General features: G+C 68.5%; 20 protein-coding genes. 13 read left to right on the top strand and 7 right to left on the bottom strand.

The genetic code is table 11. The features are described from left to right. Positions 1-57: 57 nt before the first annotated feature. The 5 genes from A5787_RS10990 to A5787_RS10970 form a co-directional block, all read right to left on the bottom strand. Positions 58-1,692 carry a fatty acyl-AMP ligase gene (locus A5787_RS10990; protein ID WP_066966000.1) on the bottom strand — a complete coding sequence of 545 codons (1,635 nt, stop codon included), beginning with the start codon at positions 1,690-1,692 and terminating at the stop codon, positions 58-60. 256 nt (positions 1,693-1,948) lie between these two features. Beyond that, positions 1,949-2,905, bottom strand: coding sequence for a 4-(cytidine 5'-diphospho)-2-C-methyl-D-erythritol kinase (locus A5787_RS10985; protein WP_197507078.1), 957 nt, complete (start codon positions 2,903-2,905; stop codon positions 1,949-1,951). Between the two features lie 53 nt (positions 2,906-2,958). Further along, on the bottom strand, positions 2,959-3,894 hold the full coding sequence (gene rsmA / locus A5787_RS10980) for a 16S rRNA (adenine(1518)-N(6)/adenine(1519)-N(6))-dimethyltransferase RsmA (protein WP_066965914.1): 936 nt from the start codon (positions 3,892-3,894) through the stop codon (positions 2,959-2,961). Beyond that, positions 3,858-4,985 (bottom strand): resuscitation-promoting factor, encoded by a 1,128-nt coding sequence (locus tag A5787_RS10975; protein ID WP_066965911.1) that lies wholly within the window; start codon positions 4,983-4,985, stop codon positions 3,858-3,860. Before A5787_RS10975 ends, rsmA begins: the two co-directional genes overlap by 37 nt. 174 nt (positions 4,986-5,159) lie before the next feature. After that, positions 5,160-6,011, bottom strand: a complete 852-nt coding sequence (locus A5787_RS10970) for a TatD family hydrolase (RefSeq protein ID WP_066965908.1) — start codon at positions 6,009-6,011, stop codon at positions 5,160-5,162. 18 nt (positions 6,012-6,029) lie between these two features. Between A5787_RS10970 and metG the strand changes: the two genes are divergently transcribed. After that, on the top strand, positions 6,030-7,589 hold the full coding sequence (metG, locus tag A5787_RS10965; RefSeq protein WP_066965905.1) for a methionine--tRNA ligase: 1,560 nt from the start codon (positions 6,030-6,032) through the stop codon (positions 7,587-7,589). Positions 7,590-7,732: 143 nt separating this feature from the next. Further along, entirely contained in the window at positions 7,733-8,095 is a 363-nt protein-coding gene (locus tag A5787_RS10960; RefSeq protein ID WP_082977165.1) for a PAS domain S-box protein, read from the top strand. 101 nt (positions 8,096-8,196) lie between these two features. On the opposite strand, the gene A5787_RS10955 is transcribed toward A5787_RS10960, so the two are convergent. Together A5787_RS10955 and A5787_RS10950 are read right to left on the bottom strand one after the other, a co-directional pair. Continuing rightward, positions 8,197-8,925 carry a TetR/AcrR family transcriptional regulator gene (locus tag A5787_RS10955; RefSeq protein WP_066965899.1) on the bottom strand — a complete coding sequence of 243 codons (729 nt, stop codon included), beginning with the start codon at positions 8,923-8,925 and terminating at the stop codon, positions 8,197-8,199. Positions 8,926-9,059: 134 nt separating this feature from the next. After that, positions 9,060-9,737, bottom strand: coding sequence for a TetR/AcrR family transcriptional regulator (locus A5787_RS10950; protein WP_066965896.1), 678 nt, complete (start codon positions 9,735-9,737; stop codon positions 9,060-9,062). Between the two features lie 496 nt (positions 9,738-10,233). On the opposite strand from A5787_RS10950, the gene A5787_RS10945 reads away from it, so the two are divergent. The 11 genes from A5787_RS10945 to A5787_RS10895 all read left to right on the top strand — a co-directional run. Continuing rightward, on the top strand, positions 10,234-11,448 hold the full coding sequence (locus tag A5787_RS10945) for a PPE family protein (protein WP_066965893.1): 1,215 nt from the start codon (positions 10,234-10,236) through the stop codon (positions 11,446-11,448). Between the two features lie 136 nt (positions 11,449-11,584). Beyond that, a complete protein-coding gene (locus tag A5787_RS10940) occupies positions 11,585-12,379 on the top strand; it encodes a glucose-1-phosphate cytidylyltransferase (RefSeq protein ID WP_066965890.1) in 795 nt (264 codons plus the stop codon). Further along, positions 12,376-13,032 carry a PIG-L deacetylase family protein gene (locus A5787_RS10935; RefSeq protein WP_066965887.1) on the top strand — a complete coding sequence of 219 codons (657 nt, stop codon included), beginning with the start codon at positions 12,376-12,378 and terminating at the stop codon, positions 13,030-13,032. Before A5787_RS10940 ends, A5787_RS10935 begins: the two co-directional genes overlap by 4 nt. An 18-nt stretch (positions 13,033-13,050) precedes the next feature. Further along, positions 13,051-14,097 carry an NAD(P)-dependent oxidoreductase gene (locus tag A5787_RS10930; RefSeq protein ID WP_066965885.1) on the top strand — a complete coding sequence of 349 codons (1,047 nt, stop codon included), beginning with the start codon at positions 13,051-13,053 and terminating at the stop codon, positions 14,095-14,097. Continuing rightward, entirely contained in the window at positions 14,094-14,645 is a 552-nt protein-coding gene (gene rfbC, locus A5787_RS10925) for a dTDP-4-dehydrorhamnose 3,5-epimerase (RefSeq protein ID WP_066965883.1), read from the top strand. Before A5787_RS10930 ends, rfbC begins: the two co-directional genes overlap by 4 nt. Next, entirely contained in the window at positions 14,642-15,487 is an 846-nt protein-coding gene (locus A5787_RS10920; protein WP_066965881.1) for a WecB/TagA/CpsF family glycosyltransferase, read from the top strand. Before rfbC ends, A5787_RS10920 begins: the two co-directional genes overlap by 4 nt. 17 nt (positions 15,488-15,504) lie before the next feature. Further along, positions 15,505-17,010, top strand: coding sequence for a sugar transferase (locus tag A5787_RS10915; RefSeq protein WP_082977164.1), 1,506 nt, complete (start codon positions 15,505-15,507; stop codon positions 17,008-17,010). Further along, positions 17,010-18,500: an oligosaccharide flippase family protein gene (locus A5787_RS10910; RefSeq protein WP_066965874.1), complete on the top strand. Its 1,491-nt coding sequence runs from the start codon at positions 17,010-17,012 to the stop codon at positions 18,498-18,500. Before A5787_RS10915 ends, A5787_RS10910 begins: the two co-directional genes overlap by 1 nt. Further along, positions 18,497-20,509 (top strand): glycosyltransferase, encoded by a 2,013-nt coding sequence (locus A5787_RS10905; RefSeq protein ID WP_066965872.1) that lies wholly within the window; start codon positions 18,497-18,499, stop codon positions 20,507-20,509. Before A5787_RS10910 ends, A5787_RS10905 begins: the two co-directional genes overlap by 4 nt. Beyond that, a complete protein-coding gene (locus A5787_RS10900) occupies positions 20,506-21,954 on the top strand; it encodes a hypothetical protein (RefSeq protein ID WP_156763887.1) in 1,449 nt (482 codons plus the stop codon). The genes A5787_RS10905 and A5787_RS10900 overlap by 4 nt, the downstream gene beginning before the upstream one ends. Next, on the top strand, positions 21,935-22,780 hold an 846-nt coding region (locus A5787_RS10895), incomplete at its 3' end, for a methyltransferase domain-containing protein (RefSeq protein ID WP_066965997.1). The genes A5787_RS10900 and A5787_RS10895, both read left to right, overlap by 20 nt.

Genomic DNA, 22,780 nt, shown 5'->3' with positions numbered 1-22,780 from the left:
GCGACGCGCCGCAAACCATGGCAATTTGCGCGCGCTCGCGACAGAAGTTGACCGGCGCTAGCTGACCAGGCTGACCGACGTGGAGCGACGCAGCTTGCCCGACGGCGTCTTCGGGATGGTGCCGGGGCCCAGCACCACCACGTTGCGCGGCCGCACGTCGACCTCGGCCACCACTTCGTGGGCGACCTGGTGCTCGATGCGGCGCACCTCGACCGGGTCCTGCCAGGCGTTGGACTCGACCGCGACGGCGAACGACTCGCGGGAGTGGCCGGCGTCCAGGCGCACCGCGACGGCGCAGCCCGGCCGGACGCCCTCGACGCGGCCGGCGGCCCGCTCGATGTCGGTCGGGTAGATGTTGCGGCCCGCCATGATGATGACGTCCTTGACGCGGCCGCAGACGACGACGTGGCCCTCCTCGGTCAGGTAGCCGAGGTCACCGGTGTCGTACCAGCCGTGCTCGTCCTGGGCCGGGATGAAGCCGCCCATGGTGAGGTAGCCGGGCGTCAGCGACTCGCCGCGCAGCTCGATGACCCCGACGCCGCGCGCGGGCATCACGTTGCCGTTCTCGTCGATGATGCGGGCCTCGAGGTCCGTCAGCAGGGGACCCAGCGTGGCCAGCCGGCGGGTGTTGCCCTTGGTGGCGGGCACGGCCCGGCGCAGGGCGGCCAGCAGGTCGGCGTCGACCTCGTCGACGACGAGGCCGGCGTTGCACTCCGAGAACGACACGGCCAGCGTCGTCTCGGCCATGCCGTAGGCCGGCAGGATCGCCGAGGGCCTCAGGCCGAACGGCTTGCCCGCGTCGAGCAGGTCCTCGACGTCGGCGGGTTCGACGGGCTCGGCGCCCGACAGCGCGAAGCGCAGCGTGGACAGGTCGAAATCACCGGGCTTGGCATTGCGGCGCAACCGCTTGGCCAGCAGCGCATAGGCGAAGTTGGGGGCCGCCGTCATGGTGCCCTGGTACTTGTCGATGAGCTTGGCCCACAGCAGCGTGTCGCGCAGGAAGTCCATCGGCGTGACCTTGACCAGCTCCGCGCCGAAGTACATCGGGATGGTCAGGAAGCCGACCATGCCCATGTCGTGGAAGCAGGGCAGCCAGCTCACCATGACGTCCTTGTCGACGTCGTACTGGGCGCCGATGAACATGGCCTCGGCGTTGGAGTGGATGTTGCGGTGGGTGATCTGGACCGCCTTGGGCGATCCGGTCGAGCCGGACGTCAGCTGCATCAGCGCCAGGTCGTCCTCGCCGACCTCGACCGGGTCGATCGGCTGCGACGCCAGCAGGTCGGTGACGGTGAGGACCGTGATGCCCTTCTCCTCGAGCACGGGAATGGCCACCATGAACGGCTCGGAGACGATGACGGCCTTGGCCTCGATCATGCCGATGACGGTCATGGTGTCCTCGGCCCACACGGCCAGGTCGGTGCGCGGCGTGGGCTGGTGCAGCATGGTCAGGCTGGCGCCGCGCATCCACAGGCCCTGCGCCGTCGGGGCGATCTCCACCGGGAAGCCGGCGAGCACGCCGACGGCGTCGCCGAGGCCGATGCCCGCGGCGGCCAGGCCGCCCGCGATGCGGCGAGCGCGCTCGTGAACCTCGCCCCAGGTGTGCCGGACGGGTTCGTGCGGTTCACCGGTGACCATGCCCGTCGTCGCCGTGCGGGCATTGCGGAACATCTTCTCGGTAAACCTGCTCACAAAAACCTCCTCGGTTCCGGCGATTTCCCCAAGGCCCGGATTCTCATATTCCGCCTGCTGGGCGCCGCTGGGTAGCAGGCGCGCGAGCACAGTTGGGCAGCGGTTAGGTCTCGAAGCGGTGATGAGCCGACGAGTCCGCCGGGATGCCCGGCGGACGACGGAATCGAGTGGTCGTGCTTAGCGCTGCTCGTCACCGGGAGTCATCTTAAACTCCTCTTAAGTAACTGCCAAACTGTGGCGCGCGGTGAGCGCAATTTCACACTTCAGTGGGGGTCGGCACCACGCGGGCGCCCGGCACCGGTCCGCTGGCGACCCGGACGGTGCGACAGACGCCCTCGCCCGACAGCCGCGTCCCGACATCGACTGCCTCGCCCGCCGAAGTGCACAGGAAGGCGCACGTCGGGCCCGAGCCGGACACGATGCCCGCCAGGGCGCCGGCCTCCACGCCGGCGCGCAGCGCGTTGCGCAGCGACGGGTTGAGGCTCACCGCGGCCGCTTGCATCTCGTTGCCCAGCAGCGGCGCCAGTTGCTCGGGGTCGCCGGCGGCCAGGGCCGCCAGCACCGGCCCCGGCTCATCGAGTCGCGGCGGATCCCCACCGTCACGGAGCCGGTCCAGCTCGGTGAAGACGTCGGGGGTGAGCAGCTCACCGGCGGCGAACGCCAGCACCCAGTGGAAGCTGTTGCGGGACAGCACGGTTGCCAGCTCCTCGCCACGACCGGTTCCCAACGCGGTGCCGCCGTGTAGAGCGAACGGCACGTCGCTGCCCAGCCGCGCGGCGAGCATGTGCAGGTCCCGGCGCGGCATGTTGAGCTCCCACAGCGAGTTCATCGCGACCAGCACCGCGGCCGCGTCCGCGCTGCCACCCGCCATGCCGCCGGCCACCGGAATGGACTTGTCGATCATGATCGAGACGTCGGGCGCCCGGCCGACGTGGTCGGCCATCAGCTCGGCCGCTCGCCAGGCGAGGTTGCGCCCGTCGGTGGGCAGCGTGGCGGCGCCCTCGCCGACGAGCTCGAGCGACAGCACGTCGGCGTTGCGGACGGTCACCTCGTCGAGCAGCGAAACGGCCTGAAACACCGTCGTCAGCTCGTGGTAGCCGTCCTCGCGGCGATCGTCCACAGCCAGGTACAGGTTGACCTTTCCCGGCACGCGGACGGTGACCGACCCGGTGGGCACCCACTGCGCGGCGGTGTTGCCGTCAGACATTGTCAGCCACGGCAGCAGACTATCGCTGCGCCGGGCCAACCACACGCAACGGCACCCGGTCAGCTCGCGGAAGCGTGCCCCGACACGTGCGGCGCGGTGTCGCCGTCGCCCGAGCGCCGCAACAGGCGCACGAAGTCGTCGATGGCCAGCGTCTCGCCGCGGCGGGCCGGATCGATGCTGGCGGCCAGCAGCCGATTCGCCGATTCGTTGCCCGAGCCCGCCCACGCGGCGAACGCGTTGCGAGACGTCTTGCGCCGCTGGGCGAAGGCGATGTCCACCAACTCGAACACCCGCCGGCGGAAGGCTTCGTCGGTCGGCCACGGCGACGTCGGGTGCCGGTCGATGCGAACCAGCCCGGAATAGACGCGGGGAATCGGCCAGAAGACGGTCGGCGAAACCGTGCCGCAGCGACGAACCCGCCCGAAAAAGCGGACCTTCACGCTGGGCACGCCGTAGTCCTTGCCGCCGGGCTCCGCGGCCAGCCGCTCGGCGACCTCGGCCTGCACCATCACCGTGACGACGCGAATGGACGGGAACTCGGCGAGCAGATGCAACAAGGCGGGGACGGCGATGTTGTACGGCAGGTTGGCGACCACGGCGGTGGGTTCGGCGGACAGCTCGTCGCGGCGCAGGGTCAGCACGTCGCGGTTGCACACCGTCAGGCGGTGGGCCTCACTGTGCGAATGCTCGGCGACGGTCTGGGACAGCCGGCCGGCCAGCACCGGGTCGATTTCCACGGCGGTGACGGTGGCGCCCCGGTCCAGCAGCGCAAGGGTGAGCGAACCGAGGCCGGGACCGACCTCCAGGACGTGGTCGGACCGGCCGATGCCGGAGGTCGACACCACCCGTCGCACGGTGTTGGCATCGTGGACGAAGTTCTGCCCCAGAGACTTCCGTGGCCGAAATTCCAGTTCTTTGGCCAGCCGCCTGATCTCGGTGCGCCCGAGGAGCCGGATGGTCAGCTCGCACCAGCTCTTCCGCTGCACACCGGCCAGGCACCCCAGCCCTGCCGTGCCCGGGTCACCTCGGCAACGGCAATCTGCTCCTCGCGGGAGGCGAGGTCGGCGCGTGGTGCAAACCGCAGGCCGCCGTTGCGCTCCCAGGTGCCCTGGTCGAACTGCACACCCCCGTAATACCCGTTGCCGGTGTTGATCGCCCAGTTGCCGCCGGCCTCGCAGCCCGCGATGGCGTCCCAGACGGACCCGTTGCTCACCGGGGGCACGTCGGTGCCGGGCTTGGTGCCCACGCGCACCACGGCCTCACGTGCCGGCGTGATCACCGAGTTGGCGACGGGCAGCCGCCCGGTCTCGACTCCGTTGACGGTGGCCACCGCGAAGGTCACGTCCTGCGTGCCCGGGCTGCCCGGGTCCTCGACGACCTGGCGGCTGACGTTCATTTCCGGATCCTCGATCCGGCGTGCGGGCGGTTGCAGCGGAACCCGCTCGGTGACCCGCTGGATGCGGTTGCGGGTGACCTGGATCTGCATCCCGTCGACGATCGGGGACGCGGCGCCGGGGGTCACCTGGTCGCTCTCCAGCAGCGGCGCGCCGGCGACGTTCAACAGCCCCGCGACGTTGGGCGCCGGCAGGTGGACGGTGCGCACCGCGCCGCCGTCATTGATCTGGACCGTCTTGGCGCTGACGACTGGCAGCGTCATACCCGCGAGGGGCACGCGGCTACCGCGGGAGGCCGCGGCCGGGGCGGTGTCGGTCATCGCGAGTTGGGCCAGCGCCTCGTCGACGGTCGACGCCGTCGTCCATACCTGCTTGGCGTCGCGGCCGTCGAGCGAAATCTGTAGCGGCCGGCTGCGCCGCAACACGATGTCGGCCGCGTCGTGGACCTGCACATCGCCGGCGGGGTAAAGGTCGTCGCGATCGTCGACGGTGTAGCCGTTCTCCCGGACGATGTCGATCACCCGCGACTTCATGGTCGTCACCCGCATGGCGATTCCGTCCACGGTCAGCGTGACCGTCTTGGACGCGGAGACCGCAAGCCCACCGGCGCACCCCAGGACCAACAACAGCGCTCCGACTAGGAGGCGCAACGAGGGCGATGAATTGTGATGAAGTTTTGTCAATACAGTCAACGCGCGCTACCCCGACCTCAGCAACCAGTCACGAACCACTCAGCAAGAAAATGACTACAAACGACAGCGGGGCCACAAGGCCCCGTCCGTACGATCACAAGACGGTAACGAACCGGCCAATGTTCGGCAACTCCGGCACGACGTTGTTAGGGAATCACCCGCCGATCGCGCCGGTCACGAGGCCAGCCCGTAGACCCGTCGAGCATTGCTGGTCGTAATCTGCGCCAATTCCTCCGGACGACGCTCCAGCAGTTCAGCGATCGCCCGCACAGTATAGGGAAGGCAGTAGGGCTCGTTAACTGCGCCCCGGTAGGGGTGCGGCGTCAAATACGGCGCGTCGGTTTCCACCAAAAGCTGCTCCAGCGGTATCAGCGGCACCGCCTCCCGTAAGGCGCGGGCGTTGCGGAAACTCACGGTCCCCGACAGGCTCAGCAACCACCCGGCGTCCACGCAGCGGCGGGCCATCGCGGCATCCGAGGAAAAGCAGTGAAAGATCACGGCGTCGGGGGCGCCCTCGGCCGCCAGCACGTCAAGCACCGCGGCGTCGGCCTCCCGGTTGTGGATCATCAGCGGTTTCCCGGACCGCTTGGCCAGGTCGATGTGCCACGCGAAGGCCTCCCGCTGCACGCCGGGCTCCGCGCAGCCGTCCAGGCGCCCGGGCCAATACAGATCCATCCCGGTCTCGCCGACGGCCACCACCCTGGGCAGGGTGACCAGTCGCTCGATCTCGGCGCGGGCGGCGTCGTCCAGCGCGTTCGCGCGGGTCGGGTGCAACGCCACGGCGGCATACACCCGGGGATCCCACTCGGCGGCCCGCGCCACCCAACGCGCCGAGTCCAGGTCGTCGGCGATCGTGACCACCGCGCCCACCCCGACGGCCGCGGCGCGGTCCAGCACGGCCCGCACCCCCGCCGCGTCGCTCGCGCCGCATGCGTCGAGATGGGTGTGCGCGTCGATCAGCGGCGCCAGCGGCTCGGGCGCCGGCGGCGCCTCGCGATTACCGGAGCGGTTGGAGCCCACCGCCACACAATAGGGTGAGTCCCGATGAAGCCCTACTACGTCACCACCGCGATCACGTACCCCAACGCCGCGCCGCACCTGGGGCACGCGTACGAGTACATCGCAACCGACGCCATCGCGCGGTTCAAGCGCCTCGACGGTTTCGACGTGCGCTTCCTGACCGGAACCGACGAGCACGGCCTGAAGGTCGCGCAGGCCGCTGCGGCCGAAGGGCTGCCCACCGCCGAGCTGGCTCGCCGCAACTCCGACGTGTTCCAGCGGCTGCAGGAGCGGCTCAACGTCTCCTTCGACAGGTTCATCCGCACCACCGACGCCGACCACCACGAGGCATCCAAGGAAATCTGGCGACGGATGGAGGCCGCCGGTGATATCTACCTGGACGCCTACGAGGGCTGGTACTCGGTGCGCGACGAGCGATTCTTCGTCGAATCGGAGACCGAAGTCGTGGACGGGACACGGATCGCCACCGAGACCGGCACCCCCGTGACGTGGACGGAGGAACAGACTTACTTCTTTCGGCTATCCGCGTACACCGACAAGCTGCTGGCCCACTACGAGGCGCACCCCGACTTCATCGCCCCCGAGGTGCGGCGGAACGAGGTGGTCAGCTTCGTTTCCGGCGGGCTGCGTGACCTGTCGATCTCGCGGACCTCGTTCGACTGGGGCGTAAAGGTCCCCGAGCATCCCGATCACGTCATGTACGTCTGGGTCGACGCGCTCACCAACTACCTGACCGGCGCGGGATTCCCCGACACCGACTCCGAGTTGTTCCGCCGCTACTGGCCCGCCGACCTGCACATGATCGGCAAGGACATCATCCGGTTCCACGCCGTCTACTGGCCGGCATTTTTGATGTCGGCGGGAATCGAGCTGCCGCGACGGGTTTTCGCGCACGGGTTCCTGCTCAACCGCGGCGAGAAGATGAGCAAGTCGGTGGGCAACATCGTTCCCCCGGCGGACCTGGTCGACACCTACGGGGTGGATCAGGTGCGCTATTTCCTGTTGCGCGAGGTGCCGTTCGGCCAGGACGGCAGCTACAGCGAAGAGGCGATCATCACCCGGATCAACACCGACCTGGCCAACGAGCTGGGCAACCTGGCCCAACGGTCGCTGTCGATGGTGGCCAAGAACCTGGGCGGGTTGGTGCCCGACCCGGGCGAGTTGAGCGCCGCCGACAGCGAACTGCTGGCGGCCGCCGACGGCTTGCTCGAGCGGGTGCGCGCCCACTTTGACGCGCAGGCAATGCATCTGGCGCTCGAGGCGATCTGGCTGATGCTCGGGGAGGCGAACAGGTACTTCTCCGCCCAGCAGCCGTGGGTCCTGCGCAAGAGCGAGTCCGAGGCCGATCAGGCGAGGTTTCGCGCCGTGCTGTACACCACCTGCGAGGCGGTCCGCATCGCGGCGCTGCTGGTCCAACCCGTCATGCCCCAGTCGGCCGCCAGGCTGCTGGACCTGCTCGGTCAGGCCGAAGACCGGCGCGCTTTCGGCGCCATCGGCGCGCGGCTGGTCCCGGGCACCGCGCTGCCGGCACCGACCGGTGTGTTCCCGCGTTATCAGCCGCCATCCGACACCGAAGTCCAGTGAGCCCCGAGAGCGGTTATTGAGTTGTACGGCAGGCCCATTCGGTAAATATCTTGCCGCCCCGGATAAAAGCGCCCGAACGACCTCCGGTCATAGGACATAATCGGGCTGTGGAGCGACGACGAAACCCGCAATCGAGCGAGCCGCTGACTACTTTGCAGCAGTTGCCTGCGCTGGTCGTCCTGGAAAGGATTCCGGTCCCCGTGCTCGCGATCGGGAACGACGGCGGCATCCTGTTCACCAACACCGCGTTCGCCGAGATGCTGGGGTTCGAGCCCGAAGAAGTCCTGAAGCTGCGGTTTCAGGAGATATTCCACGAGGCGCCGGAGTCGGAATCGTTGCTCTCGGTGGTCCACGCCCTCGCGAACATGGTCGTCAAATTGGCGCACAAGGACGGCTCGATGGTGCGCGCGCTGATGAGCAAGTCCGCCCTGATGCGAGCGGACGATCAGTTCGTGCTGGCCGCTTTCCAGGATCTGACCGAGCAATTGTGGGAAGAAGAACGCTAGCGCCGCCGATAAACCATTAGGAATCATTGGGGCGCAATTAGATACTTGCAGTATGGCCTTTTTCGCGCCGGCCATCTCCTCCACGCGGTCGGCCGCGCCGCCTAGCCGACCTCCGGGACCGGCGCGGCGCCGGCGGGGGCCGGTGCGGCGGGCCGGGCATGGCGGAGGGCCTCGCGCGAAAGAAATTCGCGGAAGTAAGGCAGCGACGCCTCGGTGACGAGGCCGGCCAGCATCAGTTCCCAGATTTGACTCGGGGGGCCGGCGCGACGATCGGTGACGCCACCGGCTTCCTCATGACCCGCAATGCCCCTGGCCGCGATCGCGTTGCACAGCAAACGCGTTCCGAAGATGGCGCCGAGGAGCGACTCGCTGATCATCTCCGCGTCGAGCTCCCCACGCAGGTCGCCTTCGGCGGCGGCCCTGCGCGCCTGAGCCGCCATCAGCTCAACCAGGCTCGCGCAGAAGCGCGTGGCGGCTTCGTTGAATCCGCTCAGGGCGGCCGTCAATTGCTCGGCGGCGCGGGCTGTTTTGTCGGTGGTGAGCATATTCGCGATGGTGAACGTGCCGTGGATCATGTTCTCGAGCGCCGGCGATGACGACCCGCATACGTTGCGGAACGCGACAAGTATTGTCTCCGAACCTTCTTCGATGATGGCGGACGCCAACGACTCCTTCGAATCGAAGTGGTGATACAGGGCACCCTTGGTCATGCCCGTCCGCTCGATGATCGTGTTCCACCCCGCCGCGGCATACCCGACCTCACCGAAAACGTCTATTGCGGCATCGAGGATCTTTCGCCGGGTGGCTTCCGATCGAACCTGGCGCGCCATCGCGTCTGCACCTCCGGAATTCGGTCGATGGGCTTAAATTCCGGATCTCGACGTGTTCACGAATCTTCCGGCCGAAGCGTCAAGACTAACAGCCGACCCCACCGGTCCCGATCGCGCGATGCGCAGGCCGCACACTATTCCGAATCCGCTGGCGTCGAGCTGGTGGTGACCGCGAGTGCCGCGCGCCGCTTGAGGAACTGACGGAAGTAGTCGATCCGTTCCGGCTGCAAGACGCCGGTCAGCAGCAGCAGCCAGGACTTTTCCAGGTCGTGCAGAAAGCGCTCCGGCTCTTCCAGATTGCTGGTCTGCCGCAACCCCATGTGCAGGGAGACCATCATGCGCCCCACGTCCTGCGGATCACAATGCTGGTCGATGTCGCCCTCGGCGATGGCCTGCTCGACGACTCCGGCCAGCGCCTTGGCCCATTCCTCCAGCAACCGCTTCTGCAGCCCCTCCGACCGGCCGACCGACTCGAGCAGGTTCAGCCCCGCCCTGACCCCGTCGGTCTTGATGTCGCCGACGGCGATCAGGTAGGAGAAGTCGATGAGGGTTTCCAGGCCCGAAAGTCCGCGCGTCAGCAGATCTTCCACCGCGGTGGCACCGGCGACGGTCTGACGTTCGATGATCGCGACGGCCAACGCGTGCTTGGACCGGAAGTGGAAATACATCGCGCCCTTGGTCAGTTCCGCCTCCGCGAGAATGTCGTCGAGGCCGACATCGTGGTAGGCCCGTCGAGCGAACTGATGCGAGGCGGCCCGCAAAATCTGTCGCCGCGTCGCGTCCGCGCGTCCGTCGGTCGAGTGGGTCGTCATTGGAACCGGTAACTCGGCTGTCCGGAGCGGCTTGATCGCGTTCCTGGGTAAGCAACGCGAGTGATCATTCCGGGGCCTGCGTCATGGCCCGGATCGATCAGTGTCACGTTCACGAAGCCTTCCTCGAGCAGGGCCCGCACCTCGGTTCTAGAGCCAGCACTCACCGGCGGGTCTCGGGGGCAATACGGCCGTCTCTGAGGTTAGCAGTCAGTCGTCGCGCCGAGGCTTCAACGCTGCGGGTCGGCATCATGAACTTGGAAATACTTGTGGTGAGCGTTCCGGCTGTACTACGAACTAAAAGTATGTAGAATCGTCATCTATGTGGTTCTCAGTTTGTTTGCCTGGTCAGCGGCCTGCTGCGGGGCCCGGGGTGCCCGGCGCGCTACGTCAACCACTGCGCAGGGCGGCCCGTATGCAGTGCACACCGCGTGTGTCGTTGGTCACTTCGCGGCGGCCGGCGCCGGCCGCCGCCCGGCGAGGCCAGGGGTAGAAAACGATGGATTTTGGTGCTTTCCCGCCGGAGATCAACTCCGCGAGGATGTACGCCGGCCCCGGCCCGGGCTCGCTGTCCGCGGCCTCGGCGGCGTGGGATGACCTCGCCGCCGAACTGCACTCCGCCGCGGCGTCCTACCGATCGGTGATTTCGGGGCTGACGGTCGGGCGGTGGCTGGGCCCATCGTCGCTGGCCATGGCCTCCGCGTTTGGGCCTTATGCGGCATGGACGGCCGGCGCGGCCGCCCGGGCCCAGGAGGCGGCCAGTCACGCCAGGCTTGCCGTGGAGGTCTATGAGGCCGCCTTCGCGATGACCGTGCCGCCCGTGGCGGTCGCCGCGAACCGGGTTCAACTCGCGGTGCTGACCGCGACCAACTTCTTCGGCCAGAACTCGCCGGCCATCGCGGCCAACGAGGCCCAATACGGCGAGATGTGGGCCCAGGACGCCGCAGCGATGTATCAATACGCCGCGAACGCGGCGGAAGCCGCGGAGCTGACGCCGTTCGCGTCGGCGCCCGAGGTCGCCGACCCGGCCGGCGCCGCGGGCCAGGCCAGCGCGCTTTCGGAAGCGGCCGCGGGCTCGTCCACCCAACAACTCACCCTGTCCAGCCTGATGTCCGCGCTGTCCTCGATGTTGCAGAGCCTGGCCACCCCGGCCACGGCGAGCGCGGCCGAGACGACGCCGTGGGGAACGCTGCTGGGCGGCCTTTCGTCCGGGACGGGCGGGCTCTCGCTGTCGAGCTTCATGAGCGAGTTCGAAAGCAACATGCCCGCCCTGCTGCCCGGCTATCTGATGGTGGCCGCGACGCCCTTGTACGGGCTGTCCAGCGTGCTCGGCATGGCCCAGACCCTGCAGGGGATGGCGACCACGGCGGCCGCGGGCGTGGCCGATGTCGCAGGTTCAGCCGCCGCCGAGGCCGCCGGCGCGGCCGAGGCCGCGGGTGCGGGCCTGGTCGGCAGCATGGGCCAGGCGGCCTCCCTCGGCTCGCTGTCGGTGCCGGCCAGCTGGACCAGCGTCATCCCCACCGCCCATCTGACCAGCGCCGGCGCGGAGCTGGCGAACGCAGCCGCTCCCGGCGGGGCGGGCATGCCCCCAAGCATGCTCGGTGGCCTGCCGCGGGGCGCCGCAGGCCGTGGAGCCCCCGGCCCGCGGTACGGGCTGATCCCCACCGTGATGGCGCAACCGCCGTCCGGCGGCTACGGGGCGGCGATCATATGACCCCGTCCGTGGGCGCCGGACACCGGCCGATGCCTGAGATACCAAAAGTATTGGTTATCGCCGCTGAGCGGATACCTGGTTTTCACCCCGTCGCGCGCTCTCCGCGCGCGGTCCGTCGTCCGAAGGGTTGGGTGTCATGAAGGTCGTACTTTTCTGCGGCGGTTACGGCATGCGTATGCGCACGGCCGAAGGCGACCTGGTGCCCAAGCCGCTGCAGATGGTCGGTCCCCGACCGCTGCTGTGGCACGTGATGCGCTACTACGCCCACTACGGGCACAAGGAATTCATCCTGTGCCTCGGTTATGGCCAGGCGATGGTCAAGGACTTCTTCCTCAACTACCGCGAGATGGAGTCCAACGACTTCGTCATGCGCGCCGGTGAGATCGAGTTGCTCGATTCCGACATGTCCGACTGGACCATCACCTTCGTCGACACCGGGCTGGAGTCGCCGATCGGCGAGCGGCTGCGCCGGGTGCGCAAGTACGTCGCGGGCGACGAGTACTTCCTGGCCAACTACGCCGACGTGCTGACCGACGCGCCGCTCGACACCATGGTCGACCGGTTGAAGACCAGCGGCGCGGCGGCCTCCATGCTCATCGTGCCGCCGCAGTCGTCGTTCCACTGCGTCGATGTCAGCTCCGCCGGCGACATCAAGGAGATCGCCCCGATCGCCAAGTTCCCCATCTGGGTGAACGGCGGCTATTTCGTGCTGACCCAGGAGGTCTTCGACCTCATCCCCGAAAACGGCGACCTTGTCGGCGATGCTTGCATGTCGCTGGCGGGGACCGGCCGGCTCCTGGGGTATCAGCACGACGGCTTCTGGAAGCCGGCCGACACGTTCAAGGAGCGCGCCGAACTCGACGCCGACTATAACGCGGGGAACCGCCCGTGGATGGTCTGGGAGCAGTCTCCGGCGAGACGTTCGGCATGATCGGCCTGCACACGGGCGCAATCAATTCGGTTGCGGTCCTGGGGGCGCACTGCGATGACATCGTCATCGGCGCCGGCGCGACGCTGTTGCAAATCGCCCGGCACAACCCCGATGTCGTCGTGCACGCCTTGGTATTGACCGGCGCCGGGACCGAGCGCGAGATCGAGGAGAAGAACGCCTTCGCGGCCCTGTTCCCGCGGTCGGAGGTTCGGTTGACGGTTGCCGATCTGCCCGACGGCCGCCTGCCGGACCACTGGGGATCCGTCAAGCAACACCTCGCCCGGTTCCGCAGCCAATGCGAGCCCGACCTGGTGATCGGTCCGCACCGCCACGATTACCACCAGGACCACCGCCTGGTCGCCGAGCTCATCCCGACCGAGTTTCGTGCGCATCTGGTGCTGGGCTACGAGATTCTCAAATGGGAGTCCGACTTGCCGAATCCGACTCTCTACGTAGAAATTCCGGACGAGGCGGCCCGCCGCAAGACGGAGCTGCTCGCGGAGTCGTATCCGTCTCAGGCGGGTCGCGACTGGTTCGACGACGAAGCGTTCCTGGGCCTCATGCGGTTCCGCGGCGTGCAGTCGCGCGTTCGCTACGCCGAGGCCTTCGTGAGCGAGAAGGCGATCTTGCGTCCATTCGGCGCCCAATCATAGGACAGGAGCGACACGACGATGCGAGTGCTGGTCACCGGCACGGAAGGCTACCTGGGTTGCCTTCTGGCACCGCTACTTCTCGAAGACGGCCACGACGTCGTCGGACTGGACACGGGCTACTACAAGGCCGGTTGGTTGTGCCCCGGCCCGCTCGCCGACAGCCCCCACGGAGTCGCACCGCTGAGCCTCATCAAGGACATTCGCGACGTCACCGTCGCGGACCTGCGCGGGGTCGATGCGGTCGTGCACATGGCGGAGCTGAGCAACGATCCGATCGGCGACCTGATCGGCGATGTGACTTTCGAGGTAAACCACCGCGGCAGCGTGCACTTGGCCGAGTGCGCCAAACGCGCGGGTGTCAGCCGGTTCATCTACATGTCGTCGTGCAGCGTGTACGGCATCGCGGACGGGACCGTCGACGAGACCAGTCCCATCAACCCGCTGACCCCGTACGCCAAATGCAAAGCCCTGGTCGAACGCGACCTCACCGCGATGGCCGACGACGACTTCTCGCCGGCATTCCTGCGCAACGCAACGGCATTCGGCGCCTCACCGCGGATGCGCTTCGACATCGTGCTGAACAATCTGGCCGGCCTCGCGTGGACCGAACACCGAATCGCGATGACCAGCGACGGCACGCCGTGGCGACCGCTGGTCCACGCGCTCGACATCGCCCAGGCGATCCGGTGCGCACTGCGCGCCGACCGGCAGACCGTGCACAAGCTGGTGGTCAACGTCGGCAGCGACGAAAACAACCGCACCGTGCGCGAAATCGCGGAGACGGTCAGCGCCGAGTTCCCCGGTTGCGAACTCACCTTCGGCCCGCCCAACGCGGACAACCGCAGCTACCGCGTCTCCTTCAGCAAGATCCAGGAGGTATTCGCCGATTTCCGCGCCGCGTGGGACGTCGCGGCGGGTGCGGCGCAACTGCACCGCGTGTTCCAGGCCATCGCCATGGAACCCGAGACGTTCTACGGCCGCGGGCACACGCGCCTCAAGCAGATCGAATACCTGCTCAAGACGGAGCAGGTCGACGAGCGACTGTTCTGGAAGGAGACGCAGTGAAGTACACGCCCACGACTGTCGCAGGGGTCACGATCATTGACATCGAGCCCCATCGCGACCATCGCGGCTTCTTCTCTCGATCCTTCTGCGCCGACGAATTCCTCAACCACGGTCTGATTCCCGAAGTGGCACAGACGAACATCTGCTTCAACTACACGCGCGGCACGGTGCGCGGCCTGCACCGGCAGGCGCCGCCGCACGCGGAGGCCAAACTGGTGCGCTGCGTCCGGGGCGCCATCGCCGACGTCGCCGTCGACGTCCGCCCCGAGTCGCAAACCTATGGCGCGCACGTGATGGTGGAGCTGAGCGCGGACAACCACCGGGCGCTGTTCCTGCCGCCCTACGTGGCGCACGGGTTTCAGACGCTGACCGACGACACCGAGATCCTGTACCAGATCAGCGGTCCGTACGTGCCGGACAGCGAAGAGGGATTCCGCTGGGACGAAGCCGAATTCGGCATCAAGTGGCCGCTGCCGGTGACCGTCATGTCGGAGAAGGACGCGAGCTGGCCCTCGTTGGAGGAGTCGGTGGAGAGCGAGGCGTCATGACGTCGGCCGTGTCAACGCTACCGGTACGCATGGTCGTCAGCGGGAGCGTCGTCGAACGCTGCGACACCGACGAAGTGCTGTCGATCATCGCGGACCGCCTGGACTCCGGGTCGCCCGGCCTGGCGGTGGGCTCGGTGAACCTCGATCACCTCCACCACTTTCGCAGCCTCGGTGCGGCGCCGGCGGGCCGGCTGGAATGGCTGCTAGTGGCCGACGGCATGCCGATCGCGTGGCGAGGACAACTGCTGACCGCGCAGCCCTGGCCACGCGTCACCGGAGCCGACCTGCTGCCCGCGGTCCTGACGCTGGCCGAATCGACGGGCCAACGGGTCGGCTTCTTCGGCGGCAGCGCCGAGACCCACCTCCTGCTGGCAGAGCACCTGCGGGCGCAGTACCCCCGGCTCGCGATCTCGGGGATGTGGGCACCGGGCCCGACGGACATCGAATCAGGTTCTGACGCTTTCGTTTCCGCCATCCGCACCGCGCGCACCGACATTCTGGTGGTCAGCCTGGGCAAGCCGCGTCAGGAGCAATGGATCGACCGGCACGGGTTCGCCACCGGGGCGCGGGTCTTCCTGCCGTCCGGTGGCGCGATCGACTTCCTGGCCGGCAAGACCCGGCGCGCACCGGACTGGATGCAACGGGTCGGGCTCGAGTGGCTCTATCGGCTGACCCGCGAACCGCGCCGGCTGGCCCGCCGGTACCTGCTCCAGGGTCCGCTCGCCCTGTTGCGCGCATCGCGGGCCCAGCTGATCTGCTATCCCGGCTCCTACTACGCCGGAACGCCCATCCAGCACGTTGCCCGGACCCTGTCCGGCGCAGCCGAATCGGCGACGGCCTAAGCCAGAGAGCCGCCAGCATGACGACAACGCTTCGAGCCGACAGCGGCGTATCGCCGCTTCGGCCGCCGGCCGTGCCGCGGCCGCGCGCCAAGGGCGTTTCGCGCTGGCAGCAGAGGTATTCGGCCCGGCTGCGGGTCACCGACTCGGCGATCGTGTGCGCCGCGGTCGCGCTCGCTCAGTTCGTCCGGTTCGGGGACGAGCCGAACACGTCGGGATACCCCGGCCCGGTGATGACGCTGTTCTCGGCGCTCTTTGCCGCACTGTGGCTTTCGTCGATGTCGATGTTTCAGACGCGGTCGACGCGCATCATCGGCGCCGGAATCGACGAGTACCGGCGCATCGCCAGCGCATCGTTCTGGACGTTCGGGTTCATCGCCATGGTCACGCTGCTCGCCAAGATCGAACTGGCCCGCGGCTATCTGGCGGTCGCGCTTCCCGTGGGCACCATCGGACTGCTGACGAGCCGCAACCTGTGGCGCAAGCACGTCTGGCGCAAACGGGCGCAGGGCGACTACCAGTCAATGGTGTTGGCGATCGGTGACCGGCTCGGTGTCTCGCAGCTGGCCCGCGAGCTGATCCGCAACCCGAACGACGGCTACGCGGTGGTCGGCGTGTGCATTCCGGGCTACGGTCCGCCGCGCGGCGAAACGCTCACCGTCCAAGGCCAGACGATCGCGATCCTGGGCGACGAAACCACCGCGGTGACCGCGATCGCGGGCTGCGGCGCGGACACCGTCGCGGTGACCCGCACCGAGCATTTCGGCTTGCACGGCATCCGGGATCTGATGTGGCAGTTGGAGACGATGGACGTCGACCTCGTGGTGGCGCCCGGGGTGGCAGACGTCGCCGGGGCGCGGTTGACCCTGAAGCCGATCGCGGGATTTCCGTTGCTGCACGTCGACAAGCCGCAATACGAAGGCACGCAACGGTTCCAGAAGCGCGCGTTCGACTTCTGCTTTTCGCTGGCCGCGCTGATCGGGACGTCGCCGCTGCTCATCACCGCGGCCATCTGGATCAAGGCGACGAGCAGGGGGCCGGTCTTCTACCGCGCCGAGCGCATCGGCCTGGACGGCAAGCCCTTCACGATGCTCAAGTTCCGGACGATGGTAAACGGCGCCGACACCCAGGTCGAATGCCTGCTTCCGCTGAACGAGGGCGCCGGCGGCATGCTGTTCAAGATCCGCGAGGATCCCCGGGTGACGCCCGTCGGCAAGATACTTCGCCGTTTCAGCATCGACGAGTTGCCGCAGTTCATCAACGTGCTCAAGCAGGACATGAGCGTCGTCGGCCCGCGGCCGCCGCTGCGCCGCGAGGTCGAGAACTACGACGGCCAGGTCAAGCGGCGGCTCCTGGTGAAGCCGGGAGTCACCGGGCTGTGGCAGGTCAGCGGCCGTTCGGACCTTTCCTGGGAGGACTCGGTGCGGCTCGACCTGTCCTACGTCGACAACTGGTCGATGACCGGCGACCTGTTGATCATCGCCCGGACGCTCAAGGCCGTCATGTCGAGTGACGGGGCCTACTGATGGTGCGCCAGAACACGATTGAGCCGGCCGCGACGGAGCCGACCGGCGCCTCGGTGTCGCGGTCGCGGATCGCGCACGCGTTCTCCGTCCAACTGATCTGCCGGGCGCTGGGGATGCTCGCCTCGGTGGTCTCGGTCGCGATGACCGCCCGCTACCTCGGACCGGGGCGCTACGGCCAGCTCACCATCGCGGTCGCCTTCGTCGGAATGTGGGCCAGCCTGGCCGATCTCGGCATCGGCACCGTGATCGTGCGCCGGGTCACCTCCGGCACCGGCGACCTGGAACGGCTGGTCCGCGTCAACAGCGGCCTGTCGCTGGTGTACTGCCTCCCGGTCGCGGCGGCGGCGGCCGGCACGGGTCTGCTGCTCTATGGCGACGCCGACGTCCGCGTCATGCTGGTGGTGTTGTCGGGCCAGCTGCTGATGCTGACCATGACGACGCGGTTCGAGCCGGTGTTCTTGTCCACCGTCCGCTTCTCGGCCGTGGCGATCTCCGACGTGCTGGGCCGGCTGGGCACGCTCGGCATGGTCAGCTACCTGGTGGCCGTTCGCGCCGACGTCGTCTGGTTCGCGGTCGCACAGCTCATACCGCCGGCGCTGCAGCTGCTGATCCAGGGCAGCGCGGCGGCACGGCACATCTCGCTGCGGCCGATCTTCGCGCCGCGTGAGGTCGCGGACCTGTTGCGGGAGAGCATCTTTCCGATCGGCGTGGCCGTGGTCGGCGTCCTGTACTGGCGCACCGACGGCGTCATCCTGTCGAAGGTCAGCACGCATTCCGAGGTCGGGGTCTACGGGCTGGCCTACACGGTCGCGTTCAACACCCTGGTGGTCTCGATGTTCTTCCTCAAGGCGACGCTGTCGACCGCCACGGAGCTGTTCTCGCGCAACGTCGAAGCGTTCGCCGGCTTCTTGCGGCGTTGCGTCGAGCTGATGTATTTCGTGGGTGTCCCGGTCGCCGTCGTCGGGGCGTTGCTGGCGCGCCCCCTGATCGAGTTGTTCGGCGATCGCGAGTTCGTGGAGCGCGGCGCACCCACACTCGCGATGCTCTTCGTCGCCGTGGCACTGCGTTTCGTCACCGGCACCCTCGGCCAGGGCCTGTTCGCCTGCCACCAGCAGAAGTTCCTGTTCCGGCTGTCCATTGCCACATTGGCGTTCAACATCGCGCTGAACGTGGTGCTGGACAAGCCGTTCGGCGCGGTGGGCGCCGGTCTGGCGTTGGTGGGCACCGAGTTGTTCGGCATGGTGATTGCCAGCTGGTGGCTGCGCCGCGCGTGCGACTACCGCACGCCGGTGGCGTTCCTGCTTCGGCTGCTGGTGCCCACGGGGGCCTGTGTCGCGGTGGCGCTGCTCCTGGCGGGCCACCATGTGGCGCTGGTCGTGACCGCCGCCGCTGCCGTGTACTTGGTCGCCAGCGTGACGGTCGGTCCGTTCACCTGGTCTTCGTTGCGCACTCAATTGACCGCACTGCGCCAAACGGGGGTGGTGGCATGACGCGCGAATTGGACCGGGCGTACCTGAAACGCCCGGTCGGCACGCTCATCAGGTCCGGTCGGCCCATGGTGGTGATGATCGTGACCTACAAAAGCCACGACCTGGTCGAGCAGTGCCTGGCCAGCGTCGCCGAGCACCTGCCCGAACTGCCGGTGTACGTCTATGAGAACAGCGGCGACGGGTATCCCGGTCGCGACGAACTGGCCGCCCGCCACCCCGAGGTGCGCTGGGTGCTGGGTCCGGTCAACCTCGGCTTCGCCGCGGCGTTCAACGCCCTGGTGGAGCACACCCCCCCAGATGCAGATCTGCTGCTGCTCAACGCCGACGCCCGGTTGCAGGGGCGGCTCGCGCGCACTCGGGAATTGCTGCTCCAGACGAAGGTCGCCGCGGTATCGCCCATGGTGCACGACGACGGGGCGCCCGGGCCGGCGCAGTGGGACATCGCGACGCGGCGCCGCACCCTGAGCCGGGCGCTGGTCGCCGCCGCCGGCTACTCGGATCGCCTGCGCGGCACGCCGATTTCACACCTGTACGCGCGTCAGCCCGACGAATCGCACGGTATCGACGGTTACGTGGGCGGCGCCTGCCTGGCGATCAATCGTGCGGCCTGGAACGAGATCGGCGGCTTCGACGAGGAGTTCTTCCTCTACGGGGAAGAAACCGATTGGCAGGCCCGGGCCACCGGGGCCAGCTGGCGCATCCTGCTGGCCAACGAAACCGACATCGAGCACGGCAATCCGGCGGCCGCGGGCCAATCGGAGGAGCCCGACGCCGCGCACGGCGCCGAGGTCTCGACCCCCGAACGCCGCCGCAATCGGGACCTGCTGCGCGCCAACATCGCGCTGCTGCTCGAACATCAGGACGGCGTGCACCACGCGGATGCCTATCTGGCCGGCACCACGGTGCTGGAGCGGATGCAGCGGTCGAAGCGCGAGGCCCGCCGGCGGGCGCTGACCGTCGCCCGCCGAACCGCAAAGCCGGCGATCGTGATCACCACCAACCGCCTGGTCTACGGCGGGGCCGAGCGCCAAAAAGCTTTGCTGGCCACCGAGTTGGATCGGCGCGGCTACCCCGTCACCATTGTCTGCATGCAACGGTTCGGACCGCTGATCCGGGAGATTCCGCACAGCGTCCGGGTGGTACGCCAGCCCTGGTGGGCGCCGGCCGTCGACCTTCCCGCCGGACCTGCGGTGCTGATCAGCGGCGACACCAACACCGAGACGGGGTTCGCGACCTTGTGGCGGGCCGCGGGCGCCGACCGCCGCTGGCTGGTCGCGCCGCACGTTCCGCCGGAACCCGACCGTCCCATCTACTCGCGGCCGCTGGCCGCCGCGATGCGCCGCTGCGACGCGTTCGTCGTTCTGGCCCGGCGCCATTGGGACATGCTGACCGAGCATCATCGACTCGGCGGGCGCCGATTCATCGCGCCCAACGGTGTCGCCGTGGCGGATGAGCCGGCACCCCGGATCCGCGCCGCGGGTGAGCCGGTGAACCTGGTGATGCTCTCGCGCATCGTCGAACACAAGAACCCGCACCTACTGATCGAGGCGCTCGGCGGCCTCACCGACATGCCATGGCAGCTGTCCATCTTCGGTGACGGCCCCGACCGCGAGAGGCTGCAGGCACGCACCCCCGCCGCGTTGCGCGACCGGGTGCACTGGCGCGGCTGGTCGGCCGGACCGGGGCCGGCGCTGGCCGAGGCCGATCTGCTGTGCGTGCCCAGCCGCTCCGAGGCGTTCCCGGTGGCGATCCTCGAGGCGATGGCCCGGGCGGTACCGGTTGCGGCGTCGGCGATTTGCGCGGTCCCGGAGATGCTGGACTTCGGGAACGCGGGCTATGTCGTCGAGCCCGCGTCCGTGCCGGCATGGCACGAGCGCCTCGCGGAGATCCTCGCCGACCCCGCGGCGCTGCCTTCGGTGGGGCGGCGCGGCCACGAGCGCATGCGCCGGCGCTACACGGTCGAGGCGATGACCGATGATTACCTGCAGGCGATCGAGGCCGTGCTGTGAGCGGTTTGCGAGCGACGTGGAAATCTCCCCTGCGCGGACGGGGACGCGGGCGGACGGCCGACCCCGAACGAACGCCGTTGTACGAGACGGTGATCCTGGGCGGCGGACCGGCCGGGACCGGGCCGCTTGTCTGGGCGGCGCGGCACGGCCGTTTGGGCGCGTGGCTGGACAGCGGCGTGGCGCTGGTCGAGCAGGCGGAGGAGCTGGGCGGATCGCTCGGCGAATACCCGCTCAACGCCGACTCGCGCGGCACCTCCTTCGTGGAATGCCTGGACGGCCCGGACTGCGCGCCCTTTCTCACCGACCTGAGGACCGATCCCGTTGCGGCAGAACTGGAAAGCTTCCGCGCCGCGCACCCGACCCTCGAATTGGTCGGCCGTTTCGGGCGCCGCCTGGGGGCCGCCATCGTGGCCGAGTTCGGCCGGCACCCCAACAGCCGCGCCTTCACCGGGACCCGCGCCCAGGCGATACGCCTGCAGGATGACGGCTCGGTCGCGGTCGTCACCACCGCGACGGACGGGCGGCGCGTGGTGGTCCGCGCCGCCAGTGCGGTCGTGGCGCTCGGCGGGCGCCCGAACGCGTCGTGGTCAGAGATCCAGGTGGCACCCGGCGTTCACCTGGGGCACTGGCGGGACAAAATCGTTTCCAGCCACCGGTTACTCAGCCGTGGCGGCGCCCAGGAGGTGGCGCGCCGGCTGGCCCGCGCGCCCGGCAGCCCTCGTGTGGTCGTACTGGGCGGCGCGCACAGTGCGTTTGCGGCGGCGTGGCTTCTGCTGGAACGTGTTTCGGCCCACAGCTTCGGCCAGCACGGCGTGCAGATCCTGCATCGCAGCGAACCACGGCCCACGTACCCGTCGCGCGCCGCCGCACACGTCGACTATTACGAGTTCTCCGAATCCGACGTGTGCGCGGCCACCGGCCGCGTGCATCGGCTGGGCGGGCTGCAGGGCGATGGCCGGGAGGTGTGGCGGCGCCTGCATCGCAAGCCCGGCACGGAGCGGGACGACCGCGTCGTCGCCTTACCGATCGGCGGCCTGCCGCGCGCGGACCTGCTGCGGCTTCTCACGGAGTGCGATCTCATCGTTCCCGCGCTGGGTTATCGCCTTGCCACGATTCCCGTCTACGACGCGCACGGCGCCCGGGTGCCGCTGGCTCGATGCGGCCCGGCGGTCGCGCCGGACGCGCGGCTGCTGGCCGAGGACGGGACACCGATCCCGGGCGTGTTCGGGGCCGGGCTGGGCAGCGGGTTCCGGCCGTGGGGCGTGATGGCCGGAGAGGAGTCCTTCGCCGGCCAGCAGAACAGCCTGTGGCTGTACCAAAATGGGCTCGGCCAATTGATTTACGACGGCACGCGGCGGCGGGCGCGGCATCTCGCGGACTTGTCGGCCGTCGCCGGCAGCACCCTCAGGGAGGATCGGGAGTCAGATGCTTTGTCGGTTGTGTGATTCGGACCGCCTGGTCAGCATCCTGGATCTCGGCGCCACTCCCCCGTGTGAGAAGTTTTTGGCGGCCGACGAGATCGATCTGCCGGAGCCGACCTTCCCGCTGCACCTGCGGCTGTGCGCGGACTGCCTACTGCTGCAGATACCGGCGCTGATCACGCCCGAGGACACGTTCACCGAATACGCCTACTTCGCTTCGTATTCGGACAGCTGGGTGCAGCACGCCAAGGACTTCGTCGACGCGGCCATGGGGCGGCTCGGGCTCGGACCCGACTCGCGCGTGGTCGAGGTCGCCAGCAATGACGGCTATCTGCTGCAGCACGTCGTCGCGGCGGGCGTGCCGTGCCTGGGCATCGAGCCGTCGGCGAACGTCGGCGCGGCCGCCCGCGAGCGCAACGTCCCCACGGTGACGGCGTTTCTGGACGAGGAGATCGCGGCGAAGGTCCGCAACGAACACGGTCCGGCCGACCTCGTTGTGGCGAACAACGTCTACGCGCACATCCCCGACCTGCGCGGCTTCACCCGGTCCCTGCGGACGCTGATGGACGACGACGGCTGGCTGAGCATCGAGGTGCACCACGCGCTGAACCTGGTGCGGCTCGGGCAGTTCGACACGATCTACCACGAGCACTTCCAGTACTACACGCTGTTTTCGGCGATCTGCGCGCTGGCCACCGCCGGGCTGGCCGTGGTCGACGTCGAGCTCCTGCCCACCCATGGCGGGTCCATCCGGGTCTGGGCCCGGTCTGCGGAGATCGCCGGAAAGCCGACGGAACGGGTGGAGAAGGTGATGCGCCTCGAGGAGGCCGCCGGGCTGCACCAGGTCGAC

Origin of the sequence: Mycobacterium sp. 852002-50816_SCH5313054-b (assembly GCF_001667185.1) — a bacterium.
Lineage (GTDB): Bacteria > Actinomycetota > Actinomycetes > Mycobacteriales > Mycobacteriaceae > Mycobacterium.
The sequence above is the reverse complement of the archived record's forward strand: the minus strand, read 5'-3'. Positions and strand labels throughout refer to the sequence as shown.

Coding starts and splice junctions, on each gene's coding strand:
- metG (WP_066965905.1), top strand. CDS start 6,030: ATGAAGCCCTACTACGTCACCACCGCGATCACGTACCCCAACGCCGCG.
- A5787_RS10950 (WP_066965896.1), bottom strand. CDS start 9,737: ATGACGACCCACTCGACCGACGGACGCGCGGACGCGACGCGGCGACAG.
- A5787_RS10935 (WP_066965887.1), top strand. CDS start 12,376: ATGATCGGCCTGCACACGGGCGCAATCAATTCGGTTGCGGTCCTGGGG.
- A5787_RS10930 (WP_066965885.1), top strand. CDS start 13,051: ATGCGAGTGCTGGTCACCGGCACGGAAGGCTACCTGGGTTGCCTTCTG.
- A5787_RS10940 (WP_066965890.1), top strand. CDS start 11,585: ATGAAGGTCGTACTTTTCTGCGGCGGTTACGGCATGCGTATGCGCACG.
- A5787_RS10920 (WP_066965881.1), top strand. CDS start 14,642: ATGACGTCGGCCGTGTCAACGCTACCGGTACGCATGGTCGTCAGCGGG.
- A5787_RS10905 (WP_066965872.1), top strand. CDS start 18,497: ATGACGCGCGAATTGGACCGGGCGTACCTGAAACGCCCGGTCGGCACG.
- A5787_RS10910 (WP_066965874.1), top strand. CDS start 17,010: ATGGTGCGCCAGAACACGATTGAGCCGGCCGCGACGGAGCCGACCGGC.
- A5787_RS10955 (WP_066965899.1), bottom strand. CDS start 8,925: ATGGCGCGCCAGGTTCGATCGGAAGCCACCCGGCGAAAGATCCTCGAT.
- A5787_RS10945 (WP_066965893.1), top strand. CDS start 10,234: ATGGATTTTGGTGCTTTCCCGCCGGAGATCAACTCCGCGAGGATGTAC.
- A5787_RS10915 (WP_082977164.1), top strand. CDS start 15,505: ATGACGACAACGCTTCGAGCCGACAGCGGCGTATCGCCGCTTCGGCCG.